The following is a 26,564-nucleotide window of genomic DNA, read 5'->3' on the forward strand; positions in this document are numbered from 1 at the left end:
CGGTTACCTCAGGCCCCCTTGGCCGCGGTGCGGACCAGGACGAGGCCGCCGTTCGGACCGGGAACCGCGCCCTTGATGAGCAGCAGACCCTTCTCCGCGTCAACGGCGTGGACGGTCAGGTTCTGGGTGGTGACCCGCTCGTTGCCCATGCGACCCGCCATGCGGAGGCCCTTGAACACACGACCCGGGGTGGCGCAGCCACCGATGGAACCGGGGGAGCGGTGCTTGCGCTGGGTGCCGTGTCCGGCGCCGAGGCCACGGAAGTTGTGGCGCTTCATGACGCCGGCGAAGCCCTTGCCCTTGCTCTTGCCGGTCACGTCGACCTTCACGCCGGCCTCGAACACCTCAGCGGTGATCTCCTGGCCCAGCGTGTACTCGGAGGCGTCCGCGGTGCGGATCTCGACGAGGTGGCGACGGGGGGTGACGTCGGCCTTGGCGAAGTGGCCCTTGAGGGGCTTGTTCACCTTGCGCGGGTCGATCTCGCCGAAGGCGATCTGAACGGACTCGTAGCCGTCGACGTCGTTGGTACGGACCTGGGTGACGACATTGGGGCCGGCCTTGACGACGGTGACCGGAACAACACGGTTGTTCTCGTCCCACACCTGCGTCATGCCGAGCTTCTCGCCCAGGATGCCCTTGATCTGCTTAGCCATTCTCAGCTCACCAGCCTCAGAGCTTGATCTCGATGTCGACACCGGCCGGGAGGTCGAGTCGCATCAGAGAGTCAACGGTCTTGGGGGTGGGGTCGAGAATGTCGATCAGGCGCTTGTGCGTGCGCATCTCGAAGTGCTCGCGCGAGTCCTTGTACTTGTGCGGCGACTTGATGACGCAGTACACGTTCTTCTCAGTGGGCAGCGGCACCGGGCCCGCGACCGACGCACCAGTGCGGGTCACCGTCTCGACGATCTTCTTCGCCGAGGAGTCGATGACCTCGTGGTCGTAGGCCTTGAGCCGGATGCGGATCTTCTGTCCCGCCATGGCTACTCAGTAGTCCTGTCTCTCTACAGCTCTGGAACCTGGTGTTCCTTTGACTTTCGCCGACCCACGCGGTCGGGCGTGTCGCGTTCCCGCTGACACAGATGTCCCTTGTTCGAACATCCCTTGTCTTGGGGAAGAGGTTCACCGGGTGCCTGGCCGGTGCCGCACCACACTTCCCGGAAGATTCCCGTACGTCCGCCCCAGCGCTGCCATGTGGCAGTTAAGGCGACGAGTACTGTGGGACTCGCTTCCGGTCCTCCCGGCGGGAGGCGCGCAGCATCAACACTCGACCGAGCAACTCGGACAGTCTGCCATATGGGGCAGGCCATCCGCCAATCGAGCCGAAGAGATTACCCCGAAGGTGATGTAGGTCAAACCGGGGTGGCGGTCACGGCCGGCGCGGCGGTCACGTCAGATCCATGATCCGTACGTCGCCACAGCCGCGATGTTCCGCCTCGTGCCCGGCGAAGGCCTTCAGCGCGGACCGGGCGAACGCGGCGGAGTAGTGCGCCACCGGCTCGCTGCGGGTGTCCGGGTCGTAGAGACGGTAGACCGCGAAGACCGCCTCGTGGCCGGCCCGGGGGCAGGGAGCGGTCGCCAGCACGGAGTCGTGGTCGGGTCCGCCGAAGCCGGTCGACTCGAAGTCCTTCGCGGCGACGCCGTAGTACGCGTACAGCCCGTAGCCGGGCTTCCCCGCGCCGGTCACCAGGTAGCAGTTGGTCTGCGGGGCGTCCGGGTCCGCCGGGTACTCCATGATCCCGGAGGTGCCGCTCCCCGCCAGGGAGACGTCCCGCAGCGCGACGCAGGACCCCTGCGCCCGCGCCAGCGGCTTCGCCGTGCCGGGCTTGCCGAGGCGGGCCGTGGACACCCGGGTCAGCGGCTTGCCGGCCTTGGCCTCGCAGCCGTACTTCCCGGCCGCCTTCCGGGCGGTCTCGGTGGTCACCCGGCCGAGCCCGGTGACCGCGGTCCCGCCGGAGGCGCCGTAGAGGTCACCGTAGGCGACCAGCTCCTTGCCGTTCGGCTTCGCGCAGTGGAGCGTGACCATGATCTGCCAGGAGCCGTCGTAGCGGACGACCCCGGACCAGCCGTTCCCGAGCGGTGCCGCCTGTGCCCGCGCCCCGCTGTAGCCCGAGTGGTACCAGACCAGGCTGCCCGAGGGGGCTCCGTCGGTGCTCCAGCGCAGGGTGATCCGCACGGCGCGTCCGGACCCGGGGGACGTCTTGACGAAGCACCCGGCCAGGACACCGGCGTCCCCCTGCTCGGCCTTCAGGTCGGAGGAGCCCAGCGCCGAGGCCAGCCCGTCCTGCGCCAGCGTGCCGTCGCAGGCCTTGTCCAGCGAGCGGCCGTCCCGCCAGGAGTCGTACGCCCCGGAGCCGTACAGCACGGCTGCCACGAGCCCCAGAACCAGCACGGCCACGCCCGCGTACCAGCCCGCGTGGAGGCTTCGGGGACCGGCCACGGGCTAGGCGTTCCGTGAGGCGTACGTGAGGAACGCGGCCCAGGTGGCGGGAGTGACGGCGAGGCGGGGCCCCTCGGTGTTCTTGGAGTCGCGGATGTGGATGGTGGTGGGGGTGGGGGCGACTTCGAGGCAGTCGCCGGGTTCAGCGCTGCTGCTGTAACTGCTCTTGAACCAGTGGAGCGCGACTTCGAGGCAGGAGCCGGGTTCGCCGCTGTCGCTGTAGCTGCTCTTGAACCAGTGCAGTTCCGCGGTGCTCATAGTCTCCCCAGCGCTTTCTCGATGAAGGCCTGTGACTCCCTCGGCGTGAGAGCCTGCGCCCGGATCATTCCATAGCGCAGTTCGAGGATCCGAAGATCTTTTGGGCTTGAGACCGGGCGGCCGTTAAACGCGCCGTCGGAGCGTCCGATCGCCGTGCCGTCTGCGAACTTCAGCACCTCGACCAGGCCCGACGCCCCAGCGTTCTCTTCTCGGTCGGTAGGCATGACCTGAAGCGTCACGTTCCGCAACTGCGCTACCTCCAGGAGGAGTTCCAGCTGTCCGCGCAGCACCATCTTCCCACCGTAGGGACGTTCGAGTGTCACCTGTTCCTGGACGAAACTGAGCGTCGGCGCAGGCTCGCGCTCGAAGACGGCTTTACGAGCCATGCGTGCCGCGGTTTCCCGCTCCACGACGTCTTCACTGAGCGCGGGCTGCCTCATCTCGAACTGCGCTCGCGCGTACTCCTCCGTCTGCAACAGGCCGTGGATGTTGTGGTTGCTGTAAAGCAGCATCTCCACCGCCCGCCCCTCCATCTCCGCCAGCTCCCGCACCTTCTTCGGATAGCGGGCCTTCTTCATGTCCTCCGTGAAGGCCCTCAGATGACCCTGCGCCTTCAGGAACGTGTCCGCCCTGTCCAGCAGCTCCGGCCGGGGGATCCGCGCCCCGCGCTCGATCTTGCGGATCATGTCCTCGCCGTAGCCCATGGCCTCGCCCAGCTCGGGCACCGAGACCCCGGCCGCCTCCCGGCAGACCTTGAGCAGGCGCCCCACCGCCTGGACCACCGGCTCGATCTCGTCGCCGGGCTCGACGTCCCAGCCGGCCTCGTCCACTCCCTCACCCATCGCTCCTCCTCCGGCGCGCACTCCGTACCCGTACAACGCCCGGGACAGCCGAGACAGCCGAGACAAAGCCGGGACAGTCACCGTACGCACAGGCGCAGTCACTCCCTTCACGGAAGCAGATTCCGCCACGCTCAGTGACATGAATCAAGAAATGGCTGCCCCTGAAAACCAACTCGGCGGCACCATCCCCCACTTCAGCGTCCGCCTGTCCCCCACGCCACGCGGCGCCCGTCTCGCCCGGCTGCTCGCCGAGCAGCAACTGCGCACGTGGGGTCTGCCGTTGGAGACGCCGACGCAGATCGTCGCCGAACTCGCCGCCAACGCCGCCACCCACGGCCGCGTACCCGGCCGTCACTTCCAGCTGCTGCTCTACGTCGTCGGCGGCACCCTCCGCATCGAGGTCACCGACACGCGCGGTGACCGGCTGCCCCGGCTCACCACTCCGGCCGAGGACGGCGCATCAGGCCGCGGTCTGATGCTCGTGGCGGCGCTCGCCGACCGTTGGGGCGTCACCGAGGGGCGGCGCCCGCGCAAGACCGTCTGGGCGGAGGTCGCTCTCCCCGCACCCCGGAGCGGTCCCGACTCCCCCCGGTAGGGTCTCTGGCCTGTGCCGAGGACCGGGGGGAACGCGCACATGAGGCAGCTACGGCAGGACGACCCGCTGTGGGTCGGGCCGTACGCGGTTCTGGCGGGGGTCGACGACGAGGCCGAGCGGCACCGGACGCCCGATCGTCGCTATGTGGCCCGCAGTGCCGACGGCCGGCGCACGGTCCTCGTGCAGGTGCCGCACCCCGGAGCCGACCCCGCCCGCTGGATCGCCGAGGCCGAGGAACACCGACCACCGGGCAGACGGCCGCCGGCAACCGCGTCTTCGTCGCAGACGGGGACGCACTCACGGCCCTGCCGGTCTTCTGACGCCCGGCGCCCCGCGCCCGGGCGCCGGGCGGCTTCGGCGGTCGCGACGGAGGGACCGCCCCGCTACGGGTGACCGTCCCCGGCCCGTCGGCTCTCCAGCGGCCCCAGGTACAGCTCCGGCAGCCCGCCCGTGTCGATCAGCAGCCGCTGGACCACCACCGTGGGGTCCACCATCCAGAACTTCAGCCGGTGTACGACACCCGGTCCCACCGCGTGCCGGGTGGCGGTGCGGTTGATGTTGTCCGAGGTGTTGCGGGCCCAGACCGCGTTCAGGGCGCCGTCGTCCGCGCCCGCCGTGATGTCCACCGTGCGGACCGGGCCGTCGTCGAGGGAGACGCCGTAGCGCAGGCCGGACACCGAGGGCACGGCCGGGTTGCGGGGGGACAGCAGGGCCCAGACGGTCACCTCGGTGTCCGGCTCCGACACCAGGCTCACCTCGTACTCCAGGCGCGGTGAGGAGCCGCCCGGGGCCCGGGAGGGCGCCGTCACCGGCCATGGGGTCATGCCCGCGCCCGTGCGGCCGATGCCCTCGATGCGGCGCCACCGCCCGACCGCCCGGTCGTAGTGGTCCGCGTCGATCGCCACATAGCCACCGGCCTCCACGAAGCCCCGCAGGTCCCGGGCGGCCGGGCGGCCGGTCACACAGCGCACCGGGACCGACGCGCCCGCGCCGCTCACCGTGAGCGTGCCCTCGGCGCGGCCGGCCGGGGCCCGGGACCAGTCGACGCGGACCTCCAGCCGGACCTGCTGCTCGACGCGGCCCGCCGGGTGGTCCACCCGCAGCCAGGGGACCGAGGAGGACACCCGGTAGTCGAAGGGGGTCGCGCCCCGGTTGAAGACCTCCAGGTACTGCCGGGGGCGGGTCTGGTACGGGCTGAACTCCGGCAGCACCGCCTCCCCGGAGGCGCCCTCCGGCCACCACTGGCCCGTGTCCTCCGCGCCGTCCACCGACACCCCCAGCCGGGCGTCCGGGGGCAGCTGGATACGGCGTACCGCGGGGAAGAGGACGTCCGGCAGGGCCACGTTGTCCTTCTCCGGCTGCTGCCAGCCCGCGTTCGGGCCGTAGCGGTCGACGTCGCCGTAGTCGATGTGCGGCTGGGTCTGGAAGCCGTGCCATTTGCCGTTCGCCACACGGGAGTTGAAGCGGTCGGCCAGGGCAAGGTCACGGGCGAAGGCGGCCTCCGCCCGGGCCGCGCGGTCGTTCGTGGCCGCCCGGCCCTGCGCGGCGAACAGCAGGTTCGTGAACTCCGCCGAGCGCAGCGCGTACAGGTTCGCGGTCGCCGTCACCTCGTAGCCGACCAGCTCGAACCAGGCATCCTGCCGCTCCGGCGGCAGCCGGCGGGCGATGCGCTCGGCGCGGCCGCCCAGCTCCTGCCACTCCTCGGTCACCCGCTCCAGCTCCCGGTGCGCGAAGCGGTACGGGGTCTGCCGGTCGTCGTAGACCACCTGGCCGTCGGCGGAGAGCGTGATACGGCGGTTCAGCAGCTCCGGCTTGCGGCGGGCCTGGAGCCGGCCGTACTCCGCCAGCACCGCGGCGATGTCCCGGGCCGGCGCCTCGCCGAAGTTCTGCCGGGCGTAGCGCCGCTCCCACTCCCCCAGCCGTTCCAGCGGCCAGCGGTCCGGGTCCCAGGCGTAGGTCAGGAAGAACTCGGTCGGCAGCTCGTTGCCCTTGAGATCGCCGACGTTCGCCACCCACAGGCCGTGGTTGCCGTACGCGTGCGCCTGGTGGAGCTGGTCCCAGACATTGCGGAGGTTGGCCGTGTCGACCCACTTGTAGTTGCGGCCGGCCCCGACGTAGTCGAAGTGGTAGTAGAGGCCGTAGCCGCCGCTGCGGGGGCTGTCCGGGTGCTTCCGGATGTTTCCCCAGTTGTCGTCCGTGAGGACCACCGTGACGTCGTCGGGGGCGCGCAGACCGCGGTCCCAGTAGCGCTGGACCTCCTTGTAGAGGGTCCAGACCTGCGGGGTCTCGGCGGCCGGGCGGCCGGTCACCTCCTCGATGATCCGGCGCTGGTCGTCGATGATCTGCTGCATCAGCTCGATGCCGTCGCCGTCGGGCAGGCCGATGTCGCCGTTGCCGCGCATCCCGAGGGTCACCACGCCCTCGAAGCCCTGGTCGACCATGCGCTGGATGCCGGCTCGCCAGTAGGCCCGCAGAGCGTCCGCGTTGCGGCGGTACGACCACTCCCCCGTGCCCCCGTAGGGGTCGTGGCCGGGGCCGGCGTGCCGGTTCCACTCCTCGATGCCCCGCATCATCGGCGCCTCGTGGGAGGTGCCCATGACCACGCCGTACTCCGCCGCCCTCCGGTGGTTGTCCGGGTCGTCCTCGGCGAAGGCCCGGCCCCACACCGCCGGCCAGAGGTAGTTGCCCTTCAGCCGCAGCAGGACCTCGAAGACCTTGGCGTAGAAGGCGGAGTTGAAGCCGTTGGGATATCCCGGCGCCTTGCCCGGTCCGAAGTACGCCGGGGCCCAGGTGCCGAGGGCCGGGTTCTCGTCGTTGATGAAGAAACCCCGGTATTTCACCCTGGGGGTGCCCTGGGTGAAGCGTCCGGGGCGCACCCAGACCCCGGTGCGCCGCATCGGCGGCACGTCGTCCCACCAGTGCCAGGGCGAGACCCCGATGCCGTACGAGACGTCGTACGCCCCGAAGATCGTGCCCCGTGGATCGCTGCCCGCGATGACGAACGCCCGCTCCACCCCGGGCAGCGGATGCTCCACGACGGTCTGGAGCGAGGTCTCCCAGCCGCCCCGGACGCCGGTCACGTCCAGCTTTCCGGAGCGGACCAGGCCGTCGATCAGCGGGCTGCGGCCGATCGTGCCGAGCAGGACGGGGAAGCGGCCGATGGTGGTGCCGGGGCGGACGCCGGTCACGCGCTCGAGGTCGTCGCGGAGGTCGCCTGCGACCCGTACGACCCCGGGGTGGTCGTCGGGGCTGACCACCACGGGGGCGCCGACCAGCGAGAAGGCACCGCCGGTGAAGGAGATGTAGTCCCCGGGGTCCGTCACCGTCAGGTCCGTGCCCCCTGCCTGGGCCCGGGCGGTCCCCGAGGTCAGCACGGGCACGGCGGCCAGTCCCGCTCCCAGCACCGTTCTGCGCGCCACGGACATGCGTCCCCTCCCTCTGCACAGCCCCTATTTGCCAAGCGGCATGACAAATAGTGGAGGGAGGGGGCGGTGGGGGGAATGGGTCGGCGGCGCCGAATAGTTTCGAAGCGCGCCGGCCGCTCAGGGGCCGTCCGGCACCAGGTTGTTGGCGCTGAGCAGGCCGCCGCCCGCCGGCAGCCCGATCGCGGTGCGGAGCGTGCCGACCGCCGGTTCCCGCACCGACACGGTCAGGGTGTAGGCCGGCTGCCCGGTGATGGTGTTCGAGGAGTCCGTCGGGATCCGCAGGCCCTCCATCACCGTCTCGGCGTCGTACCCGGGGCACAGGGCCGTCAGCGGGAGGGTGATCTCGCCGCCGCCACCGTTCGTGACGTCGATGTGCTTCCGGTCGGCACCGCCGGCCTTCCCGGGGGCGCTCCAGGTGACGGGCAGGCCGTGCGCCCCGGCGACCAGGCCGTGCGGGCCCTCGATCTCCACCGCGACGCCCTCGCCGTGCAGATCCCGGGAGAGCACCAGCGGGCGGTGGGCGCCCGGCGCGAAGAGCAGCCCGATGCCGAAGCTGCCGGCCGCCCGGCCGGACAGCTTCTCGTAGCCGTAGGAGCCGAGCGTCAGCTGCGGGCCGGGCTGTCCTTCGGCGGACTGCGGGGCGGGCGCGGAGGCGGCCCCGGGCAGCGGGAAGTAGTGGTAGCCCTGCTCGCCGCAGTGGGCGCCGTCGGTGACACCGCCGCCGGGCAGTGCGACGGCCCTGGCCGGGCCCGACTCGGCCGAGTCGCTCCCGTCGCTCCAGGAGAGCAGCCCCCACTGCCAGGCGCCGTACAGCAGCACGGCCGCGGCGACCAGCCAGGGGACCACGGCCTGGAGCACCTCGCGCGGCGACGGCCGTGCGGGGCGCCGTGGCCTCGGCCGCGTGTCGGCCGCGGACGCGGACCTCTCGCGGAGCCTGCGGGCCACCATCCGGGCGCGCGCCGACGGCTCCTTCGGCGCGGCGGACCCGTCGTCCTCGGCCGCGGCGCGCAGGAACGCGGCCCACTGCTCGTCGGGTATGGAGGACCGGAAGGAGTCCGGGCCCTCGTCGGGGCCTTCGGCGGGCGGGACGGTATTCACAGGGAGAACCGTAAGGGTTCAACGTGACGCGGACATGCGAAGAGGCCCGTACGACCGGAGTCGTACGGGCCTCTCACAGGTCAGAAGACCTTCAGGTCAGTCAGTGACCTCAAGCAAGCGGAACTTACTTGACGATCTTGGTGACCTGGCCGGCGCCCACGGTGCGACCACCCTCACGGATGGCGAACTTCAGGCCCTCCTCCATGGCGATGGGCTGGATGAGCTGAACCGACATCTCGGTGTTGTCACCCGGCATGACCATCTCGGTGCCCTCGGGGAGGGTCACAACGCCCGTCACGTCCGTGGTACGGAAGTAGAACTGCGGACGGTAGTTGTTGAAGAACGGCGTGTGGCGGCCACCCTCGTCCTTGGACAGGATGTAGGCCTGCGCCTCGAACTCGGTGTGCGGGGTGACCGAACCCGGCTTGATGATGACCTGGCCGCGCTCGACGTCCTCGCGCTTGATGCCGCGGAGCAGCAGACCGACGTTCTCACCGGCCTGGCCCTCGTCGAGCAGCTTGCGGAACATCTCGATGCCGGTGACCGTGGTGGTGGTCTTCTCGGTCTTGATACCGATGATGTCGACGGTCTCGTTGACCTTGAGGACACCACGCTCGATACGACCGGTGACGACGGTGCCACGACCGGTGATCGTGAAGACGTCCTCGATCGGCATCAGGAACGGCTTGTCGACGTCGCGCTCCGGCTCCGGGATCGCGGTGTCGACGGCGTTCATGAGGTCCAGGACGGACTGGGTCCACTGGGCGTCGCCCTCGAGCGCCTTCAGCGCCGAGACCTTGACGACCGGGACGTCGTCGCCCGGGAACTCGTACTCGGAGAGGAGCTCACGGACCTCGAGCTCGACGAGCTCCAGGATCTCCTCGTCGTCCACCATGTCGGCCTTGTTCAGGGCGACGACGATGTACGGAACGCCGACCTGGCGGGCCAGGAGCACGTGCTCCTTGGTCTGCGGCATCGGGCCGTCGGTGGCGGCGACCACCAGGATCGCGCCGTCCATCTGCGCGGCACCGGTGATCATGTTCTTGATGTAGTCCGCGTGACCCGGGCAGTCGACGTGGGCGTAGTGACGCGCCTCGGTCTGGTACTCGACGTGCGCGATGGAGATGGTGATACCGCGCTGACGCTCCTCAGGAGCCTTGTCGATGTTGTCGAACGGGGTGGCCTCGTTCAGGTCCGGGTACGCGTCGTGCAGCACCTTGGTAATGGCGGCCGTGAGGGTCGTCTTACCGTGGTCGATGTGACCGATGGTGCCGATGTTGACGTGCGGCTTAGTCCGCTCGAACTTCGCCTTCGCCACTGGGGTCCTCCTGTGGAGTGGTTCTGTACGCCTTACTTCATCGGCGCCAGGTGATCTTTGCTGTAAAGGCCCGGAACCCGGGGGCATTCCGTCCGCGATTGCGGGGGAATGCCCCTGGAGGCTCCGGAGTCAAGCCTACGGCGTGGGAACGCGGAGCGTTACTCGCCCTTGGCCTTCGCGATGATCTCCTCGGCGACGTTCCGCGGAACCTCGGCGTAGGAGTCGAACTGCATCGAGTAGCTTGCGCGACCCGACGTCTTGCTGCGGAGGTCGCCGACGTAGCCGAACATCTCCGACAGGGGCACGAGGCCCTTCACGACGCGGGCACCAGCCCGCTCCTCCATGGCCTGGATCTGGCCACGGCGGGAGTTGATGTCGCCGATGACCTCGCCCATGTAGTCCTCGGGCGTGGTGACCTCGACGGCCATCATCGGCTCGAGCAGCACGGGGCTGGCCTTGCGCGCGGCCTCCTTGAAGGCCTGCGAACCGGCGATCTTGAAGGCGAGCTCGGAGGAGTCGACCTCGTGGTAGGCACCGTCGTGCAGGATCACGCGGACACCGGTCATCTCGTAACCGGCGAGGATGCCGAACTGCATGGCCTCCTGCGCACCGGCGTCGACCGAAGGGATGTACTCCTTCGGGATACGACCACCGGTCACCTTGTTCACGAACTCGTACGAGGTGTCGCCACCCTCGAGCGGCTCGATGCCGATCTGCACCTTCGCGAACTGACCGGTACCACCGGTCTGCTTCTTGTGGGTGTAGTCGACGCGCTCGACGGCCTTGCGGATCGTCTCGCGGTACGCCACCTGCGGCTTGCCGACGTTGGCCTCGACCTTGAACTCACGGCGCATGCGGTCGACCAGCACCTCGAGGTGCAGCTCGCCCATACCGCCGATGATGGTCTGGCCGGTCTCCTCGTCCGAGTGGACCTGGAAGGACGGGTCCTCCTCGGCCAGGCGCTGGATCGCGACGCCGAGCTTCTCCTGGTCGCCCTTCGACTTGGGCTCGATGGCGACCTGGATGACCGGCGCCGGGAAGTCCATGGACTCCAGGATGACCGGGTTCTTGTCGTCGGACAGCGTCTCACCGGTGGTGGTCTGCTTCAGACCCATGACGGCGACGATGTCGCCGGCGCCCACCGACTCGATCTCCTCACGCTTGTTGGCGTGCATGCGGTAGATCTTGCCGATGCGCTCCTTCTTGCCCTTGACGGAGTTCAGCACGGCGGTGCCGGACTCCAGGCGGCCGGAGTACACGCGGACGAAGGTGAGCTTGCCGAGGTGCGGGTCGCTCATGATCTTGAACGCCAGCGCCGACAGCGGCTCGTCGTCGGACGGCTTGCGCTTGACGACCTCCTCCGGGTCGTTGACCGCGTGGCCCTCGATGGCCTCGATGTCAACGGGGGAAGGCAGGTAGCGCACGACCGCGTCGAGCAGGGGCTGGACGCCCTTGTTCTTGAACGCGGTACCGCAGAACACCGGGGTGATGGTGGTGCCGGTGCCCTTGCCGGACGCGATGGTGATACGACGGATCGCGGCGTACAGCTGCTCCTCGGTGGGCTCCTGGCCCTCCAGGAACAGCTCCATGATCTCTTCGTCGTTCTCGGCGACGGCCTCGACCAGCTTGCCGCGCCACTCCTCGGCGGCCTCGACATGCGTGTCCGGGATGTCGACGACGTCGTACATCTCGCCCTTGGTCGCCTCGGCGGACCACACGAGCGCCTTCATGCGGACCAGGTCCACGACGCCCTTGAAGTCGGCCTCGGCACCGATCGGGAGCTGCATGACGATCGGCTGCGCACCCAGGCGGTCGACGATCATGTCGACGCAGCGGTGGAACTCGGCACCGGTGCGGTCGAGCTTGTTGACGAAGCAGATACGCGGAACGCCGTAGCGGTCCGCCTGACGCCACACGGTCTCGGACTGCGGCTCGACGCCGGCGACGCCGTCGAACACCGTCACGGCACCGTCGAGCACACGCAGGGAACGCTCCACCTCGACGGTGAAGTCGACGTGACCCGGGGTGTCGATGATGTTGATGGTGTGGTCGACGTTCTCCAGCGGCCAGTGGCAGGTGGTGGCAGCAGACGTGATCGTGATGCCACGCTCCTGCTCCTGCTCCATCCAGTCCATGGTGGCAGCGCCGTCGTGGACCTCACCGATCTTGTAAGACACACCGGTGTAGAACAGGATCCGCTCGGTGGTGGTCGTCTTGCCCGCGTCGATGTGGGCCATGATGCCGATGTTGCGCACCTTGGCCAGGTCAAGCGAAGTGGTAGCCATAAGGCTTCAGTCTTCTCTCGGTCTCGATGTGGACTGCGACTACCAGCGGTAGTGCGCGAAGGCCTTGTTGGACTCGGCCATCTTGTGCGTGTCCTCGCGCTTCTTGACGGCCGCACCGAGGCCGTTCGAAGCGTCGAGAAGCTCGTTGAGCAGACGCTCGGTCATGGTCTTCTCGCGACGGGCGCGGGAGTAGCCGACGAGCCAGCGCAGCGCCAGGGTGTTGGCACGGCCGGGCTTGACCTCGACCGGAACCTGGTAGGTGGCGCCACCGACACGGCGGGACTTGACCTCGAGGGTCGGCTTGATGTTCTCAAGAGCGCGCTTCAGCGTGATGACCGGGTCGTTGCCGGTCTTCTCGCGCAGGCCCTCCATGGCGCCGTAGACGATGCGCTCGGCGGTGGAGCGCTTGCCGTTCAGCAGCACCTTGTTGATCAGGGAGGTCACCAGAGGAGAACCGTAGACCGGGTCGATGATGACCGGGCGCTTCGGGGCGGGGCCCTTACGAGGCATTCTTACTTCTCCTTCTTGGCGCCGTAACGGCTGCGAGCCTGCTTGCGGTTCTTGACACCCTGGGTGTCGAGCGAACCGCGGATGATCTTGTAGCGAACACCCGGCAGGTCCTTCACACGGCCGCCGCGCACGAGCACGATGGAGTGCTCCTGCAAGTTGTGTCCCTCACCCGGAATGTAAGCGGTGACCTCGATGCCACTGGTCAGACGCACACGCGCGACCTTACGCAGGGCCGAGTTCGGCTTCTTCGGGGTGGTCGTGAACACACGCGTGCAGACGCCACGACGCTGAGGGGAACCCTCGAGTGCGGGCGTCTTGTTCTTCTCGACCTTGTCCTGCCGGCCCTTGCGGACCAGCTGCTGGATCGTAGGCACTACTTCTCCGGTTTCTGTGTGCCGATGGGTACAGCTAACCTGGAACGTCGCCGACCCACGCGGTCGGGTGTGTCGAATCCGTCAGGCCCTTGCCGCCAGGCGAAAAGGGGCACGGATTACGGTGGCCGATCACGGCTCGCTGCACGGAGTGAAGGCACGCGCAAGAGCCAGGGCACACCCCAGGCACAAGGTCTGAGCGTACCTACCTCATTCGCTGCGGTCAAAACAAATGGAACCGACCCCGCGCCAGGCTGCGGCCGCTGTCAAGGGCGCGTACCTTAGTCGATCTTCGTTCCGGCCGCCTCAGGCCCCCCGGCCGCCTCAGGCCCCCGGCCGGCCCCGACGACCTCACCGGACCTCCGGGCCGCCCTGGAGCGGCTGGAGGCGGCACAGCGGGCCGTACGGACGTCTCCTGGACGCCCCGGGAGGTCCACCGAACGCCGAAGGGCGGTCACCCCCCCAACGGGAGTGACCGCCCTTCATGCTGCTCGCTTACTGGTTGTACGGACCGTAGTCGTAGTCCTCCAGCGGAACGGCCTGGCCGGAGCCGGTGCCGAACGGCGAGTAGTCGATGTCGTCGTAGCCGACGGCCGAGTACATCGCGGCCTTGGCCTCCTCGGTCGGCTCGACCCGGATGTTGCGGTAGCGGGACAGACCCGTACCGGCCGGGATGAGCTTACCGATGATGACGTTCTCCTTGAGGCCGATGAGGCTGTCGGACTTGGCGTTGATCGCCGCGTCCGTCAGAACTCGGGTCGTCTCCTGGAAGGAGGCGGCCGACAGCCAGGACTCCGTCGCCAGCGAGGCCTTGGTGATACCCATCAGCTGCGGACGACCGGAGGCCGGGTGACCGCCCTCCTGGACCACACGACGGTTCTCGGTCTCGAACTTCGAGCGCTCGACCAGCTCACCGGGCAGCAGCTCGGCGTCGCCGGACTCGATGATCGTCACACGGCGGAGCATCTGCCGGATGATGATCTCGATGTGCTTGTCGTGGATCGACACACCCTGCGAGTTGTAGACCTTCTGGACCTCGCCGACCAGGTGGACCTGGACGGCACGCTGACCCAGGATGCGCAGCACGTCGTGCGGGTTGGTGGCACCCACGGTGAGCTGCTGGCCCACCTCGACGTGCTCGCCCTCGCGGACCAGGACCTTGGCACGCTTCGAGATCTGGTAGGCGGTCTCGTCGCTGCCGTCGTCCGGCGTGACGATGATCTTCTTGGTCTTCTCGGTCTCCTCGATGCGGACACGACCGGAAGCCTCGGAGATCGGGGCGACACCCTTCGGGGTACGGGCCTCGAAGAGCTCGACGACACGCGGCAGACCCTGGGTGATGTCGTCACCGGCCACACCACCGGTGTGGAAGGTACGCATCGTCAACTGGGTACCGGGCTCACCGATGGACTGGGCGGCGATGATGCCGACCGCCTCACCGATGTCCACCAGCTTGCCGGTGGCCAGCGAACGGCCGTAGCACATCGCGCAGGTGCCGACGGCGGACTCGCAGGTCAGGACCGAACGGGTCTTGACCTCCTCGACGCCACGGGCGACCAGCTCTTCGATGAGCACATCGCCCAGGTCGGTGCCGGCCGGGGCCAGCACCTGGCCGTCGACCACGATGTCCTCGGCGAGGCAGCGCGCGTACACGGAGGTCTCGACGTCCTCCGCCTTGCGCAGCACGCCGCCCTCGTCGCGCCCGGCGATGCGGAGACGCAGACCACGGTCGGTGCCGCAGTCCTCCTCGCGGATGATGACGTCCTGGGAGACGTCGACCAGACGACGGGTGAGGTAACCCGAGTCGGCGGTACGCAGAGCGGTGTCCGCCAGACCCTTACGGGCACCGTGCGTGGAGATGAAGTACTCCAGCACGGACAGGCCCTCACGGAAGGACGCCTTGATCGGACGCGGGATGGTCTCGTTCTTCGCGTTCGACACCAGACCACGCATACCGGCAATCTGACGCATCTGCATCATGTTGCCTCGTGCACCCGAGTTCACCATCATCGAGACCGGGTTGGTCTTCGGGAAGTTCGCGTTCATGGCCTCGGCAACCTCGTTGGTCGCCTTGGTCCAGATCGCGATGAGCTCCTGGGTGCGCTCTTCCTTGGTGATCAGACCGCGCTCGTACTGCTTCTGGACCCGCTCGTCCTGCGCCTCGTAGCCGCGGACGATCTCCTTCTTCGCGTCGGGGACGACGACGTCGGAGATGGCCACGGTGACACCGGAACGGGTCGCCCAGTAGAAGCCGGCCGCCTTCAGGTTGTCGAGCGTCGCCGCCACGATGACCTTCGGGTAGCGCTCGGCGAGGTCGTTGACGATCTCGGAGAGCTGCTTCTTGCCGACCTCGTAGTCGACGAACGGGTAGTCCTCGGGCAGCAGCTCGTTGAAGAGCGCGCGGCCCAGCGTGGTGTTCAGGCGGAAGCTGTCACCCTGCTGCCACTCCGGCTCGCCCTCCTCGCGCACCGGCGGAGTCCAGCCGCGCGGCGGGATGGTGCCCACCGGGAAGCGGATGTCCACGCGCGACTGGAGCGACAGCTCGCCGGCGTCGAACGCCATGATCGCCTCGGCCACGGACGCGAACGAACGGCCCTCGCCCTTGACGTTGCGCATCTCGCCGTCGGTGGTGAGGAAGAACAGACCGAGGACCATGTCCTGGGTCGGCATCGTCACCGGACGGCCGTCGGCCGGCTTGAGGATGTTGTTCGAGGACAGCATCAGGATGCGGGCCTCGGCCTGCGCCTCCGCGGACAGCGGCAGGTGCACGGCCATCTGGTCACCGTCGAAGTCCGCGTTGAACGCGGTGCAGACGAGCGGGTGGATCTGGATGGCCTTGCCCTCGACCAGCTGCGGCTCGAAGGCCTGGATGCCGAGGCGGTGCAGGGTGGGCGCACGGTTCAGCAGCACCGGGTGCTCGGCGATGACCTCTTCGAGGACGTCGTACACCACGGTGCGGCCGCGCTCGACCATGCGCTTGGCCGACTTGATGTTCTGCGCGTGGTTCAGGTCGACCAGGCGCTTCATCACGAAGGGCTTGAAGAGCTCCAGCGCCATCGCCTTCGGCAGACCGCACTGGTGCAGCTTCAGCTGCGGACCGACGACGATCACGGAACGCGCCGAGTAGTCGACACGCTTACCGAGCAGGTTCTGACGGAACCGACCCTGCTTACCCTTCAGCATGTCGCTGAGGGACTTCAGCGGACGGTTGCCGGGGCCCGTGACCGGGCGGCCGCGGCGGCCGTTGTCGAAGAGCGCGTCGACGGCCTCCTGGAGCATGCGCTTCTCGTTGTTCACGATGATCTCGGGCGCACCGAGGTCGAGAAGGCGCTTCAGGCGGTTGTTGCGGTTGATGACACGGCGGTACAGGTCGTTCAGGTCGGAGGTCGCGAAGCGGCCACCGTCCAGCTGCACCATCGGACGCAGGTCCGGCGGGATGACCGGGACGCAGTCCAGGACCATGCCCTTGGGGCTGTTGGACGTCTGGAGGAACGCGGAGACGACCTTCAGCCGCTTGAGGGCGCGGGTCTTCTTCTGGCCCTTGCCGGTGCGGATGATCTCGCGGAGCTTCTCGGCCTCCTCCTCGAGGTCGAAGGACTCCAGGCGCTTCTGGAGCGCCGCGGCACCCATCGAGCCGTCGAAGTACGTGCCGAAGCGGTCGCGCAGCTCGCGGTAGAGCAGCTCGTCGCCCTCGAGGTCCTGGACCTTGAGGTTCTTGAACCGGTTCCACACCTCGTCGAGGCGGTCGATCTCGCGCTGCGCACGGTCACGCAGCTGCTTCATCTCACGCTCGGCACCCTCGCGCACCTTGCGGCGCACGTCGGCCTTGGCGCCCTCGGCCTCCAGCTCGGCCAGGTCGGACTCGAGCTTCTTGGCGCGGGCCTCGAGGTCGGCGTCGCGGCGGTTCTCGATCTGCTGGCGCTCGACCGAGACATGCGCCTCCAGGGAGGGCAGGTCGCGGGTGCGGCGCTCCTCGTCGACGTACGTGATCATGTACGCCGCGAAGTAGATGACCTTCTCCAGGTCCTTCGGGGCGAGGTCCAGCAGGTAGCCCAGCCGGGACGGGACGCCCTTGAAGTACCAGATGTGGGTCACGGGAGCGGCCAGCTCGATGTGGCCCATCCGCTCACGGCGCACCTTGGCGCGCGTGACCTCGACGCCACAGCGCTCGCAGATGATGCCCTTGAAGCGGACACGCTTGTACTTGCCGCAGTAGCACTCCCAGTCCCGGGTAGGACCGAAGATCTTCTCGCAGAAGAGTCCGTCCTTTTCGGGCTTCAGGGTGCGGTAGTTGATGGTCTCGGGCTTCTTGACCTCACCGTGGCTCCACTGACGGATGTCGTCAGCGGTGGCCAGGCCGATCCGGAGCTCGTCGAAGAAGTTGACGTCGAGCACTATGCGTCAATCCCTCTCAGGGTCGAAAGTCTGTGGTCTGAAACGGGGGCCTGGGGGTCGGCGGGGGCCTCACACGGTGGCGAGGCCCCTACCGGACTCCCGTCAGACCTCTTCGACGCTGCTCGGCTCGCGCCGGGACAGGTCGATACCGAGCTCCTCCGCAGCGCGGAAGACGTCCTCGTCGGTGTCGCGCATCTCGATGGACATACCGTCGCTGGACAGCACCTCCACGTTCAGGCAGAGCGACTGCATCTCCTTGATGAGCACCTTGAAGGACTCGGGGATGCCGGGCTCGGGGATGTTCTCGCCCTTGACGATGGCCTCGTAGACCTTCACGCGGCCGGTGACGTCGTCGGACTTGATGGTCAGCAGCTCCTGGAGGGCGTACGCGGCGCCGTAGGCCTCGAGGGCCCACACCTCCATCTCACCGAAGCGCTGGCCACCGAACTGCGCCTTACCACCCAGCGGCTGCTGGGTGATCATCGAGTACGGGCCGGTCGACCGGGCGTGCAGCTTGTCGTCGACCAGGTGGTGCAGCTTCAGGATGTACATGTAGCCGACCGAGATCGGGTCCGGGAACGGCTCACCGCTACGGCCGTCGAACAGCCGCGCCTTGCCGGACGGGAGCACCATGCGCTCGCCGTCGCGGTTCGGGATGGTGTGCTGCAACAGACCCGCCAGCTCGTCCTCGCGGGCACCGTCGAAGACCGGGGTCGCGACGTTGGTGCGCGGGGCGACCTTGTCGGCGCCGATCGCCTGGAGGCGCTGGGCCCACTCGTCCGCGAGGCCGGAGACGTCCCAGCCGCGGCTGGCGAGCCAGCCGAGGTGGATCTCCAGGACCTGTCCCGGGTTCATTCGGGACGGCACACCCAGCGGGTTGAGGATGATGTCGACCGGGGTGCCGTCCTCCAGGAACGGCATGTCCTCGATCGGCAGGATCTTGGAGATGACACCCTTGTTGCCGTGACGGCCGGCGAGCTTGTCACCGTCGGTGATCTTGCGCTTCTGCGCGACGTAGACGCGGACCAGCTGGTTCACGCCCGGCGGCAGCTCGTCGCCCTCCTCGCGGTCGAAGACGCGCACGCCGATGACCTTGCCGGTCTCGCCGTGCGGCACCTTCAGCGAGGTGTCACGGACCTCACGGGCCTTCTCACCGAAGATCGCGCGCAGCAGGCGCTCCTCGGGGGTCAGCTCGGTCTCACCCTTCGGGGTGACCTTGCCGACGAGGATGTCGCCGGCGATGACCTCGGCACCGATGCGGATGATGCCGCGCTCGTCGAGGTCGGCGAGGACCTCCTCCGAGACGTTCGGGATGTCCCGGGTGATCTCCTCGGGGCCGAGCTTGGTGTCACGGGCGTCGACCTCGTGCTCCTCGATGTGGATCGAGGAGAGGACGTCGTCCTGCACGAGGCGCTGCGACAGGATGATCGCGTCCTCGTAGTTGTGACCCTCCCACGGCATGAACGCCACGAGCAGGTTCTTGCCGAGGGCCATCTCGCCGTTCTCGGTGGCCGGGCCGTCGGCCAGTACCTGGCCGGTGATGACGCGGTCGCCCTCGTTGACGATGACCTTCTGGTTGACCGAGGTGCCCTGGTTGGACCGGGAGAACTTGGCCAGGCGGTACGTGATGTACGTGCCGTCGTCGTTGGCGGTGGTGATGTAGTCCGCGGAGACCTCCTGGACCACACCGTCCTTCTCGGCCTTGACCACGTCGCCGGCGTCGACCGCGGAGCGGTACTCCATGCCGGTGCCGACGAGCGGGGCCTCCGACTTAATCAGCGGCACGGCCTGACGCATCATGTTCGCGCCCATGAGGGCACGGTTGGCGTCGTCGTGCTCGAGGAAGGGGATCATGGCGGTCGCGACCGACACCATCTGGCGCGGCGAGACGTCCATGTAGTCCACGTCCTCGGGGCCGACGTAGTCGACCTCGCCGCCACGGCGGCGGACCAGCACGCGGGCCTCGGCGAAGTGGAGCTCGTCCGTCAGCGGCGCGTTGGCCTGCGCGATGACGAAGCGGTCCTCCTCGTCGGCGGTCAGGTAGTCGACCTCGTCGGTGACGACACCGTCGACGACCTTGCGGTACGGCGTCTCGATGAAGCCGAAGGGGTTGATCCGGCCGTACGAGGCGAGCGAGCCGATCAGACCGATGTTCGGGCCTTCCGGCGTCTCGATCGGGCACATGCGGCCGTAGTGCGAGGGGTGCACGTCACGGACCTCGAAGCCGGCCCGCTCACGGGAGAGACCACCCGGGCCGAGGGCGTTCAGACGACGCTTGTGCGTCAGCCCCGACAGCGGGTTGTTCTGGTCCATGAACTGGGACAGCTGGCTGGTGCCGAAGAACTCCTTGATGGAGGCGACGACCGGCCGGATGTTGATCAGGGTCTGCGGCGTGATCGCCTCGACGTCCTGGGTGGTCATGCGCTCGCGCACGACGCGCTCCATACGGGCGAGACCCGTACGGACCTGGTTCTGGATCAGCTCGCCGACGTTACGGATACGACGGTTGCCGAAGTGGTCGATGTCGTCGGTCTCGACCATGATCGTGCGACCGCTGGCGGTCACCGTCTCGGTCTCGCCGGCGTGCAGCTGCACCAGGTACTTGATGGTGGCGATGATGTCGTCGGTGGTGAGCACACCGGCGTCCAGCGGCTCGTCCGCACCGAGCTTCTTGTTGACCTTGTAGCGGCCGACCTTGGCCAGGTCGTAACGCTTCGGGTTGAAGTACAGGTTCTCCAGCAGCGTCTGCGCGGCCTCGCGCGTGGGGGGCTCGCCCGGACGCAGCTTGCGGTAGATGTCGAGCAGCGCGTCGTCCTGGCCCTGGGTGTGGTCCTTCTCCAGGGTGGCGCGCATGGACTCGTACTCGCCGAACTCCTCGAGGATCTGCTCGGTGGTCCAGCCGAGCGCCTTCAGCAGAACGGTGACCGACTGCTTGCGCTTGCGGTCGATGCGGACACCGACCATGTCGCGCTTGTCGATCTCCATCTCCAGCCAGGCACCCCGGGACGGGATGATCTTGGCGGAGAAGATGTCCTTGTCGGACGTCTTGTCGATGGAGGAGTCGAAGTAGACACCGGGGGAACGGACCAGCTGAGACACCACGACACGCTCGGTGCCGTTGATGACGAAAGTGCCCTTGTTCGTCATGAGCGGGAAGTCGCCCATGAAGACCGTCTGGGACTTGATCTCACCGGTCTCGTTGTTGGTGAACTCGGCGGTGACGAAGAGCGGGGCGGCGTACGTGAAGTCGCGCTCCTTGCACTCGTCGATCGAGTTCTTCGGCGGCTCGAAGCGGTGGTCCCGGAACGTCAGCGACATCGACCCCGAGAAGTCCTCGATCGGGGAGATCTCGTCGAAGATCTCCTCCAGACCGGACGTGGTGGGGACGTCCTGACCGTTCTCCAGAGCCTCCTCGACCCGACTCTGCCAGGCGGTGTTGCCGAGCAGCCAGTCAAAGCTCTCGGTCTGCAGCGCGAGCAGGTTCGGAACCTCGAGAGGCTCCTTGATCTTTGCAAAGGAGATGCGCAGCGGGGCGGTGCTGGCGCCGTTGTTCGTATTCGCGGTCGAGGCAGTGCGCGAGGCGGCCAAGAGGGGGTCCTTCCGAGGGCTCGGACTCACTACGCGCGTACCGGTCCCTCTCCCGTACGCAGAGACGGAAACCCCAGGTCAGAGGTGCTTCGGTCGTCTGTGCTCGAGTGAGGGCAGACCCCTGGTGACGGGCAGGGGACAGCTAACAGGCAGCGCAAAGGGTCAGTGTAGCCACTTGGCACACTGATGTCCAGTGCGGGTTTTCGAGACCCCTCGTCGTGCTCACCGCTGTTGTCAACGCCCTCCGGCCTGCTGCCCTCAACGCACGTTGATACTGCCCTCTCCGTCGTCGATCCATGCCTCGGATTCGGATCCTTGTGACGACGCGTCCTGAGAATTGCGCGCTGCGTGCGGTTCGTCAAGGGCCCCCAGCCGGAACCGCGCCGTCCGGAGACACGACGAAGATCACCATACCCCTCGCCACAGCGAGCGCAAGGCAACCGCGGTCGGCCTCCCCGAGACGCCGAAGAGCGACCACCCGGATGGATGATCGCTCTTCGGTGCGTTCGCGTTACAGCCCGGCAGGGCCGCTCTCAGCGCGCAGTCGAGTCCGTGGGGACCCGGAAGGTGTTACTTGACCTCGACGGAGGCGCCGGCGCCCTTGAGGGCCTCGGCGGCCTTGTCAGCGGCCTCCTTGTTGACCTTCTCGAGGACCGGCTTCGGGGTGCCGTCGACGAGGTCCTTGGCCTCCTTCAGACCCAGCGAGGTCAGCTCACGCACGACCTTGATGACCTGGATCTTCTTGTCGCCGGCGCCGGTGAGGATGACGTCGAACTCGTCCTTCTCCTCCTCGGCCTCGGCGGCGGCGCCACCAGCGGCACCACCGGCGACGACGACCGGCGCGGCAGCGGCGGCGGTGACGTCGAACTTCTCCTCGAAGGCCTTCACGAACTCGGAGAGCTCGATGAGGGTCATCTCCTCGAACTGGGCAAGCAGCTCGTCCTGGGACAGCTTCGCCATGATGGCGGTCCTTCCACTCAAATCGGCAGGTGCCGGATGTACTGGGTAAGGCGGGCGTACGTCGGCCCGCTGCGACCCGAGCCGTACGGCCGGGTCAGAAAGCGAGCCGAATTACTCGGCACCGCCCTGCTCGGCCTGCTTGGCGCGCAGCGCGTCCACGGTGCGGACGAGCTTCGACGGCAGCGCCTGGAAGACGGAGGCAGCCTGGGACTGCTTCGCCTTGAAGGCACCGGCCAGCTTGCTGAGCAGAACCTCGCGGGACTCGAGGTCCGCAAGCTTCTTGATCTCGTCGGCGGAGAGGGCCTTGCCCTCGAGCACACCGCCCTTGATAACGAGATTCGGGTTTTCCTTGGCGAAGTCACGGAGACCCTTCGCCGACTCCACCGGGTCACCGGTGACGAAGGCGACGGCCGTCGGGCCAGCGAAGAGCTGGTCCTCCAGCGTGATCCCGGCCTCCTGGGCCGCGATCTTGGTCAGCGTGTTCTTCACCACGGCGTACTGGGCGTTCTCACCGAGAGAACGGCGCAGCGTCTTGAGCTGCGCCACGGTGAGACCGCGGTACTCGGTCAGCACGGCGGCGTTCGAGTTGCGGAACTTGTCCGTCAGCTCGGCAACCGCGGCAGCCTTGTCGGGCCTCGCCATAGAGCCTCGGCCTCCTTCCGGGTGATTCGGACCGCGCGGACCCGAAGGAGGACTGGGTAAAACGAAACGCCCCGGCGCAGGCGCTCGGGGCGGACTCGACCGGCCGTACACGCGCTGAGGCGCGCACTCCGGGAGTTCTTCCACTGACACCTGCGCGGGTCGCCCACTTTTCAGCGGATCCTTCGGCCACCGCACCCTCATTCGAGCGCACGGCAACGACCAGCGGTCTTTGGCTTCGGGAAGGAGACTACGGGACCGCCCCACCACAGAGCAAATCGGGCCCTACGGCGCTACGGCGCTACGGTGCAGGTCGGTGGGCAGGGGCAGCCGGCGGGCGGCCCAGGACGTGCCCAGGAGGGCATGGGACGGCCCGTGCGGGCGCGGGAAGGCGCCGGCACGGGCCGCTCTGCGATGCGCCGGGGCGCGGCAGCTCAGGAGCTGAGGCCGGTGCCGCCCGCGGTGGCGCCGCCGGTGCCGCTGCCGCCGCCCGCCGTCATGCCGCCGGACTTCATCAGGTCGGCGAAGTCCATGGTGTCGCCGGCCGGCGGGGCCTCGGCGCTGACCTTGACGCCGTAGTCGCTGTAGTAGGCGGTGTTGACCATGGTGCCCTGGGTCATGTCCGCCTTCTCGGTCTTCTTGACCAGCAGGTTCTGGTCGTTGATCCAGATGTCGACGGTGTCGGTGGTGACGCCGGCCTGGGTCAGCTGCTTCTTCAGGGCCGCCAGCTGGTCGGGCTTGAGGTTGCTGGACTTGCCCGCCAGGTCGGCCACGTTCACCGTGCCGGAGTAGTGCGTGGTGTGGACGCCGGAGAGCGTCTCCTCGCCGACCTTCTTGACGTCCCCGGAGGCCAGCAGCATCTTCACGGACTGGTTCGGCGTGGCGGTGCGCAGCTGGTCCTTCATGTACGAGCCGGAGGCGCCGCCGAACTTGGCGAGGTCGTCGTACGAGTACTTGAGCCAGTGCTTGCCGCCGGTCTGCTGGGCGAAGGCGTCGCTCATCTTCGCGTAGTAGGCGTCCGGCAGATAGCGGGCCTGCATCGACGTGTTGCCGGACTTCTTCATCATCTCGGCCATCTGGCCGCCGGTGTACGTCAGCGTGAGGTTGCCGGTCAGGCCGTGGCCCCAGGTGAGGGAACCGGTCGAGGAGATCGACATGAGGTTGCCCACGGACATGGTGGAGCGCACCTTGGCCGAGTCGGCCTTGTCCGTGGACTGCTCGGCGGAGCGCAGGGCGGCGATGGGGCTGACGTTGATGACGGTGTCGCCGGCCGCCTTGTCGCCCTTGGCGCCCTTCCCGGAGCCGGAGGTGCCGCAGGCGGCCACCCCGGTGAGCGCGGCGACCACCGCGATGGACAGGGTCATCCGGCGCACGGTCGTGCTCTTCATTCTTGTCCCACCCCTATTGCGAGTCCTGTGCCTGCACCGTAACCCAGGCCGCTGACAGTCGTACGAAAGGTCGCACAAAGAAAGGACGGACCCCGCAACCGGAAGGTTGCAGGGCCCGCCCTTTCTTACGCGTTCCTGACGCGGCTACCGGGTGAGCGCAGGGCTCAGACGGCGGCCGGGTCCTCCTCGACGAGGAGGTTGCGGGTGCGGTTCGGGTCGACCGGGATGCCGGGGCCCATCGTGGTGGTGATGGCGGCCTTCTTGATGTAGCGACCCTTGGCGGCGGACGGCTTCAGACGGAGGATCTCCTCCAGCGCGGCGCCGTAGTTCTCCACCAGCTTGTCGTCCTCGAAGGACGCCTTGCCGATGATGAAGTGCAGGTTCGAGTGCTTGTCGACGCGGAACTCGATCTTGCCGCCCTTGATGTCGGTGACGGCCTTGGCGGTGTCGGGGGTGACGGTGCCGGTCTTCGGGTTCGGCATCAGACCACGGGGGCCGAGGACGCGGCCGAGGCGGCCGACCTTGCCCATGAGGTCCGGGGTGGCGACGACGGCGTCGAAGTCCAGACGGCCCTTCGCCACCTCGTCGATCAGCTCGTCGGCGCCGACGATGTCGGCGCCCGCGGCACGCGCGGCCTCGGCACGGTCGCCGGTCGCGAAGACCAGGACCCGGGCGGTCTTACCGGTGCCGTGCGGAAGGTTCACGGTGCCACGGACCATCTGGTCGGCCTTGCGCGGGTCGACACCCAGACGGAAGGCGACCTCGACGGTGGCGTCGAACTTGGTCGTGGAGGTCTCCTTGGCGAGACGGACGGCCTCGAGCGGGGCGTACAGCTTCTCCCGGTCGACCTTGGCGTCCGCAGCGCGGAGAGCCTTGCTGCGCTTGCTCACAACTTGCTCCTGTGTGTTCTGAAAGGAGTCGTGGTCCCTGGGCCGAGCAGGCCCTGCCACGTGCGACCGGCTACGGCCGCATGACTGCTACGAGGTTTGAGGTCAGCCCTCGACCGTGATGCCCATGGAACGGGCGGTGCCGGCGATGATCTTCGACGCGGCGTCCAGGTCGTTGGCGTTGAGGTCGGGCATCTTGGTCTGGGCGATCTCGCGGACCTGCGCCTCGGTGATCTTGGCGACCTTGGTCTTGTGCGGCTCGCCGGAGCCCTTCTCGACGCCAGCGGCCTTGAGGATCATCTTCGCGGCCGGCGGAGTCTTGGTCACGAAGGTGAAGGAGCGGTCCTCGTAGACCGTGATCTCCACCGGGATGACCCAACCACGCTGCGACTCGGTCGCCGCGTTGTAGGCCTTGCAGAACTCCATGATGTTGACGCCGTGCTGACCGAGCGCGGGGCCGACCGGCGGGGCCGGGTTCGCCGCACCGGCGTTGATCTGGAGCTTGATGAGCCCCGTGACCTTCTTCTTCTTGGGAGGCATAGCTCTCCGGGTCCTTTCATTCGGGTCCATGCCCGCGCACGGATCGCGATCCAGACGCAGGCATACCGCACAACGATAACGGGTATAGATGCGCGGCTAAAAACCGAGCAGGTCAGGCGCCCGGTGACGGCCTGCCTGACCTGCTCGGAAGCACGAAGTCCAGCGGAAACTAGTTCTTCTGGATCTGGTCGAAGGAGAGCTCGACCGGCGTCTCGCGGCCGAAGATCTCCACCAGGCCCTTGACCTTCTTCGAGTCGGGGTTGATCTCGTTGATGGTCGCCTGGAGGGTGGCGAACGGGCCGTCGGTGACGGTGACCGAGTCGCCGACCTCGAAGTCCAGCACCTGGACCTCGACCTTGCGCTGCGGGGCGGGCTTGCCCTCGGCCTCGGCGGCCTCGCGGGCGGCCTTCTCCTCGGCCTCCGGGGCGAGCATCTTCACGATCTCGTCCAGGGTCAGCGGGTACGGGTCGTAGGCGTTGCCGACGAAGCCGGTGACGCCCGGGGTGTTGCGGACGACGCCCCAGGACTCGTTGGTCAGGTCCATGCGGACCAGGACGTAACCCGGCAGCTTGTTCTGCTTGATCGTCTTGCGGTCGCCGTTCTTGATCTGGACGACCTCTTCCTGCGGCACCTCGGCCTGGAAGATGTAGTCCTCGACGTTCAGCGAGACGGCGCGCTGCTCCAGGTTGGTCTTCACGCGGTTCTCGTAACCGGCGTAGGTGTGGATGACGTACCACTCGCCGGGCAGCGAGCGGAGTTCCTCGCGCAGGGCCTCGATGGGGTCGACGGGCGCGGCCGGCTCGGCCTCGGCGGCGGCCTCCTCGGCCTCCTCCTCGGCTGCCTCGGGCTCCTCGGCGCTCTCGTCCGCGTCCTCGACGTGCAGGGCGGCCTCTTCGGCCGGCTCGCCCGACTCGGCCTCGGCAGCCTCGAACTCGTCCTGCTCGTCCGCGCCCTCGACGATGTCGAGCTCGTCGTCCACCATCTCGTCCGGCTCGATGGCGTCGTTCAGGTTCGGGTCAGACACGATG

At 68.0% G+C, this 26,564-nt stretch carries 21 protein-coding genes; 1 reads left to right on the top strand and 20 read right to left on the bottom strand.

Features of this window, described 5'->3' with window-relative positions:
* Positions 1-8: 8 nt before the first annotated feature.
* The 5 genes from rplC to ACWCV9_RS21565 form a co-directional block, all read right to left on the bottom strand.
* Positions 9-653, bottom strand: coding sequence for a 50S ribosomal protein L3 (gene rplC, locus ACWCV9_RS21545; protein ID WP_014674369.1), 645 nt, complete (start codon positions 651-653; stop codon positions 9-11).
* 16 nt (positions 654-669) lie between these two features.
* Complete coding sequence (rpsJ, locus tag ACWCV9_RS21550) at positions 670-978, bottom strand: 30S ribosomal protein S10 (protein WP_003948644.1); 309 nt, start codon at positions 976-978, stop codon at positions 670-672.
* A 406-nt stretch (positions 979-1,384) separates the two neighbouring features.
* Positions 1,385-2,437: a hypothetical protein gene (locus ACWCV9_RS21555; RefSeq protein WP_450788689.1), complete on the bottom strand. Its 1,053-nt coding sequence runs from the start codon at positions 2,435-2,437 to the stop codon at positions 1,385-1,387.
* Positions 2,438-2,440: 3 nt separating this feature from the next.
* Complete coding sequence (locus ACWCV9_RS21560; RefSeq protein ID WP_450788691.1) at positions 2,441-2,695, bottom strand: DUF397 domain-containing protein; 255 nt, start codon at positions 2,693-2,695, stop codon at positions 2,441-2,443.
* On the bottom strand, positions 2,692-3,537 hold the full coding sequence (locus ACWCV9_RS21565) for a helix-turn-helix domain-containing protein (RefSeq protein WP_450788693.1): 846 nt from the start codon (positions 3,535-3,537) through the stop codon (positions 2,692-2,694). The genes ACWCV9_RS21560 and ACWCV9_RS21565 overlap by 4 nt, the downstream gene beginning before the upstream one ends.
* A gap of 139 nt (positions 3,538-3,676) precedes the next feature.
* On the opposite strand from ACWCV9_RS21565, the gene ACWCV9_RS21570 reads away from it, so the two are divergent.
* A complete protein-coding gene (locus ACWCV9_RS21570; RefSeq protein WP_450788694.1) occupies positions 3,677-4,132 on the top strand; it encodes an ATP-binding protein in 456 nt (151 codons plus the stop codon).
* A gap of 48 nt (positions 4,133-4,180) precedes the next feature.
* On the opposite strand, the gene ACWCV9_RS21575 is transcribed toward ACWCV9_RS21570, so the two are convergent.
* From ACWCV9_RS21575 to nusG, 15 genes are all read right to left on the bottom strand, one after another.
* Complete coding sequence (locus ACWCV9_RS21575) at positions 4,181-4,372, bottom strand: hypothetical protein (RefSeq protein WP_450788696.1); 192 nt, start codon at positions 4,370-4,372, stop codon at positions 4,181-4,183.
* A 143-nt stretch (positions 4,373-4,515) separates the two neighbouring features.
* Entirely contained in the window at positions 4,516-7,557 is a 3,042-nt protein-coding gene (locus ACWCV9_RS21580) for a glycosyl hydrolase 115 family protein (RefSeq protein WP_450788697.1), read from the bottom strand.
* A 117-nt stretch (positions 7,558-7,674) separates the two neighbouring features.
* The gene (locus ACWCV9_RS21585) at positions 7,675-8,655 is read right to left on the bottom strand and encodes a hypothetical protein (protein ID WP_450788699.1); all 981 of its coding nucleotides are present in this window, start codon (positions 8,653-8,655) and stop codon (positions 7,675-7,677) included.
* A gap of 124 nt (positions 8,656-8,779) precedes the next feature.
* Complete coding sequence (gene tuf, locus ACWCV9_RS21590) at positions 8,780-9,973, bottom strand: elongation factor Tu (RefSeq protein WP_385843348.1); 1,194 nt, start codon at positions 9,971-9,973, stop codon at positions 8,780-8,782.
* A 158-nt stretch (positions 9,974-10,131) separates the two neighbouring features.
* A complete protein-coding gene (gene fusA / locus ACWCV9_RS21595) occupies positions 10,132-12,258 on the bottom strand; it encodes an elongation factor G (protein ID WP_385843347.1) in 2,127 nt (708 codons plus the stop codon).
* A 39-nt stretch (positions 12,259-12,297) separates the two neighbouring features.
* Complete coding sequence (gene rpsG / locus ACWCV9_RS21600; protein ID WP_003998848.1) at positions 12,298-12,768, bottom strand: 30S ribosomal protein S7; 471 nt, start codon at positions 12,766-12,768, stop codon at positions 12,298-12,300.
* A 2-nt stretch (positions 12,769-12,770) separates the two neighbouring features.
* The gene (rpsL, locus tag ACWCV9_RS21605) at positions 12,771-13,142 is read right to left on the bottom strand and encodes a 30S ribosomal protein S12 (RefSeq protein ID WP_003948652.1); all 372 of its coding nucleotides are present in this window, start codon (positions 13,140-13,142) and stop codon (positions 12,771-12,773) included.
* Positions 13,143-13,634: 492 nt separating this feature from the next.
* The gene (locus ACWCV9_RS21610) at positions 13,635-17,534 is read right to left on the bottom strand and encodes a DNA-directed RNA polymerase subunit beta' (protein WP_450788702.1); all 3,900 of its coding nucleotides are present in this window, start codon (positions 17,532-17,534) and stop codon (positions 13,635-13,637) included.
* 102 nt (positions 17,535-17,636) lie between these two features.
* Positions 17,637-21,122 carry a DNA-directed RNA polymerase subunit beta gene (gene rpoB / locus ACWCV9_RS21615; RefSeq protein WP_385843345.1) on the bottom strand — a complete coding sequence of 1,162 codons (3,486 nt, stop codon included), beginning with the start codon at positions 21,120-21,122 and terminating at the stop codon, positions 17,637-17,639.
* A 570-nt stretch (positions 21,123-21,692) separates the two neighbouring features.
* A complete protein-coding gene (gene rplL, locus ACWCV9_RS21620) occupies positions 21,693-22,082 on the bottom strand; it encodes a 50S ribosomal protein L7/L12 (protein WP_086697259.1) in 390 nt (129 codons plus the stop codon).
* 111 nt (positions 22,083-22,193) lie between these two features.
* Entirely contained in the window at positions 22,194-22,724 is a 531-nt protein-coding gene (rplJ, locus tag ACWCV9_RS21625; protein ID WP_385843344.1) for a 50S ribosomal protein L10, read from the bottom strand.
* Positions 22,725-23,155: 431 nt separating this feature from the next.
* On the bottom strand, positions 23,156-24,109 hold the full coding sequence (locus tag ACWCV9_RS21630; protein WP_450788704.1) for a hypothetical protein: 954 nt from the start codon (positions 24,107-24,109) through the stop codon (positions 23,156-23,158).
* A gap of 164 nt (positions 24,110-24,273) precedes the next feature.
* The gene (gene rplA / locus ACWCV9_RS21635) at positions 24,274-24,999 is read right to left on the bottom strand and encodes a 50S ribosomal protein L1 (RefSeq protein ID WP_450788705.1); all 726 of its coding nucleotides are present in this window, start codon (positions 24,997-24,999) and stop codon (positions 24,274-24,276) included.
* Between the two features lie 102 nt (positions 25,000-25,101).
* Positions 25,102-25,536, bottom strand: coding sequence for a 50S ribosomal protein L11 (rplK, locus tag ACWCV9_RS21640; RefSeq protein WP_031167035.1), 435 nt, complete (start codon positions 25,534-25,536; stop codon positions 25,102-25,104).
* 169 nt (positions 25,537-25,705) lie between these two features.
* A complete protein-coding gene (gene nusG, locus ACWCV9_RS21645; RefSeq protein WP_450788706.1) occupies positions 25,706-26,560 on the bottom strand; it encodes a transcription termination/antitermination protein NusG in 855 nt (284 codons plus the stop codon).
* Positions 26,561-26,564 lie beyond the last annotated feature (4 nt).

It is taken from the genome of Streptomyces sp. NPDC001606 (assembly GCF_053596835.1).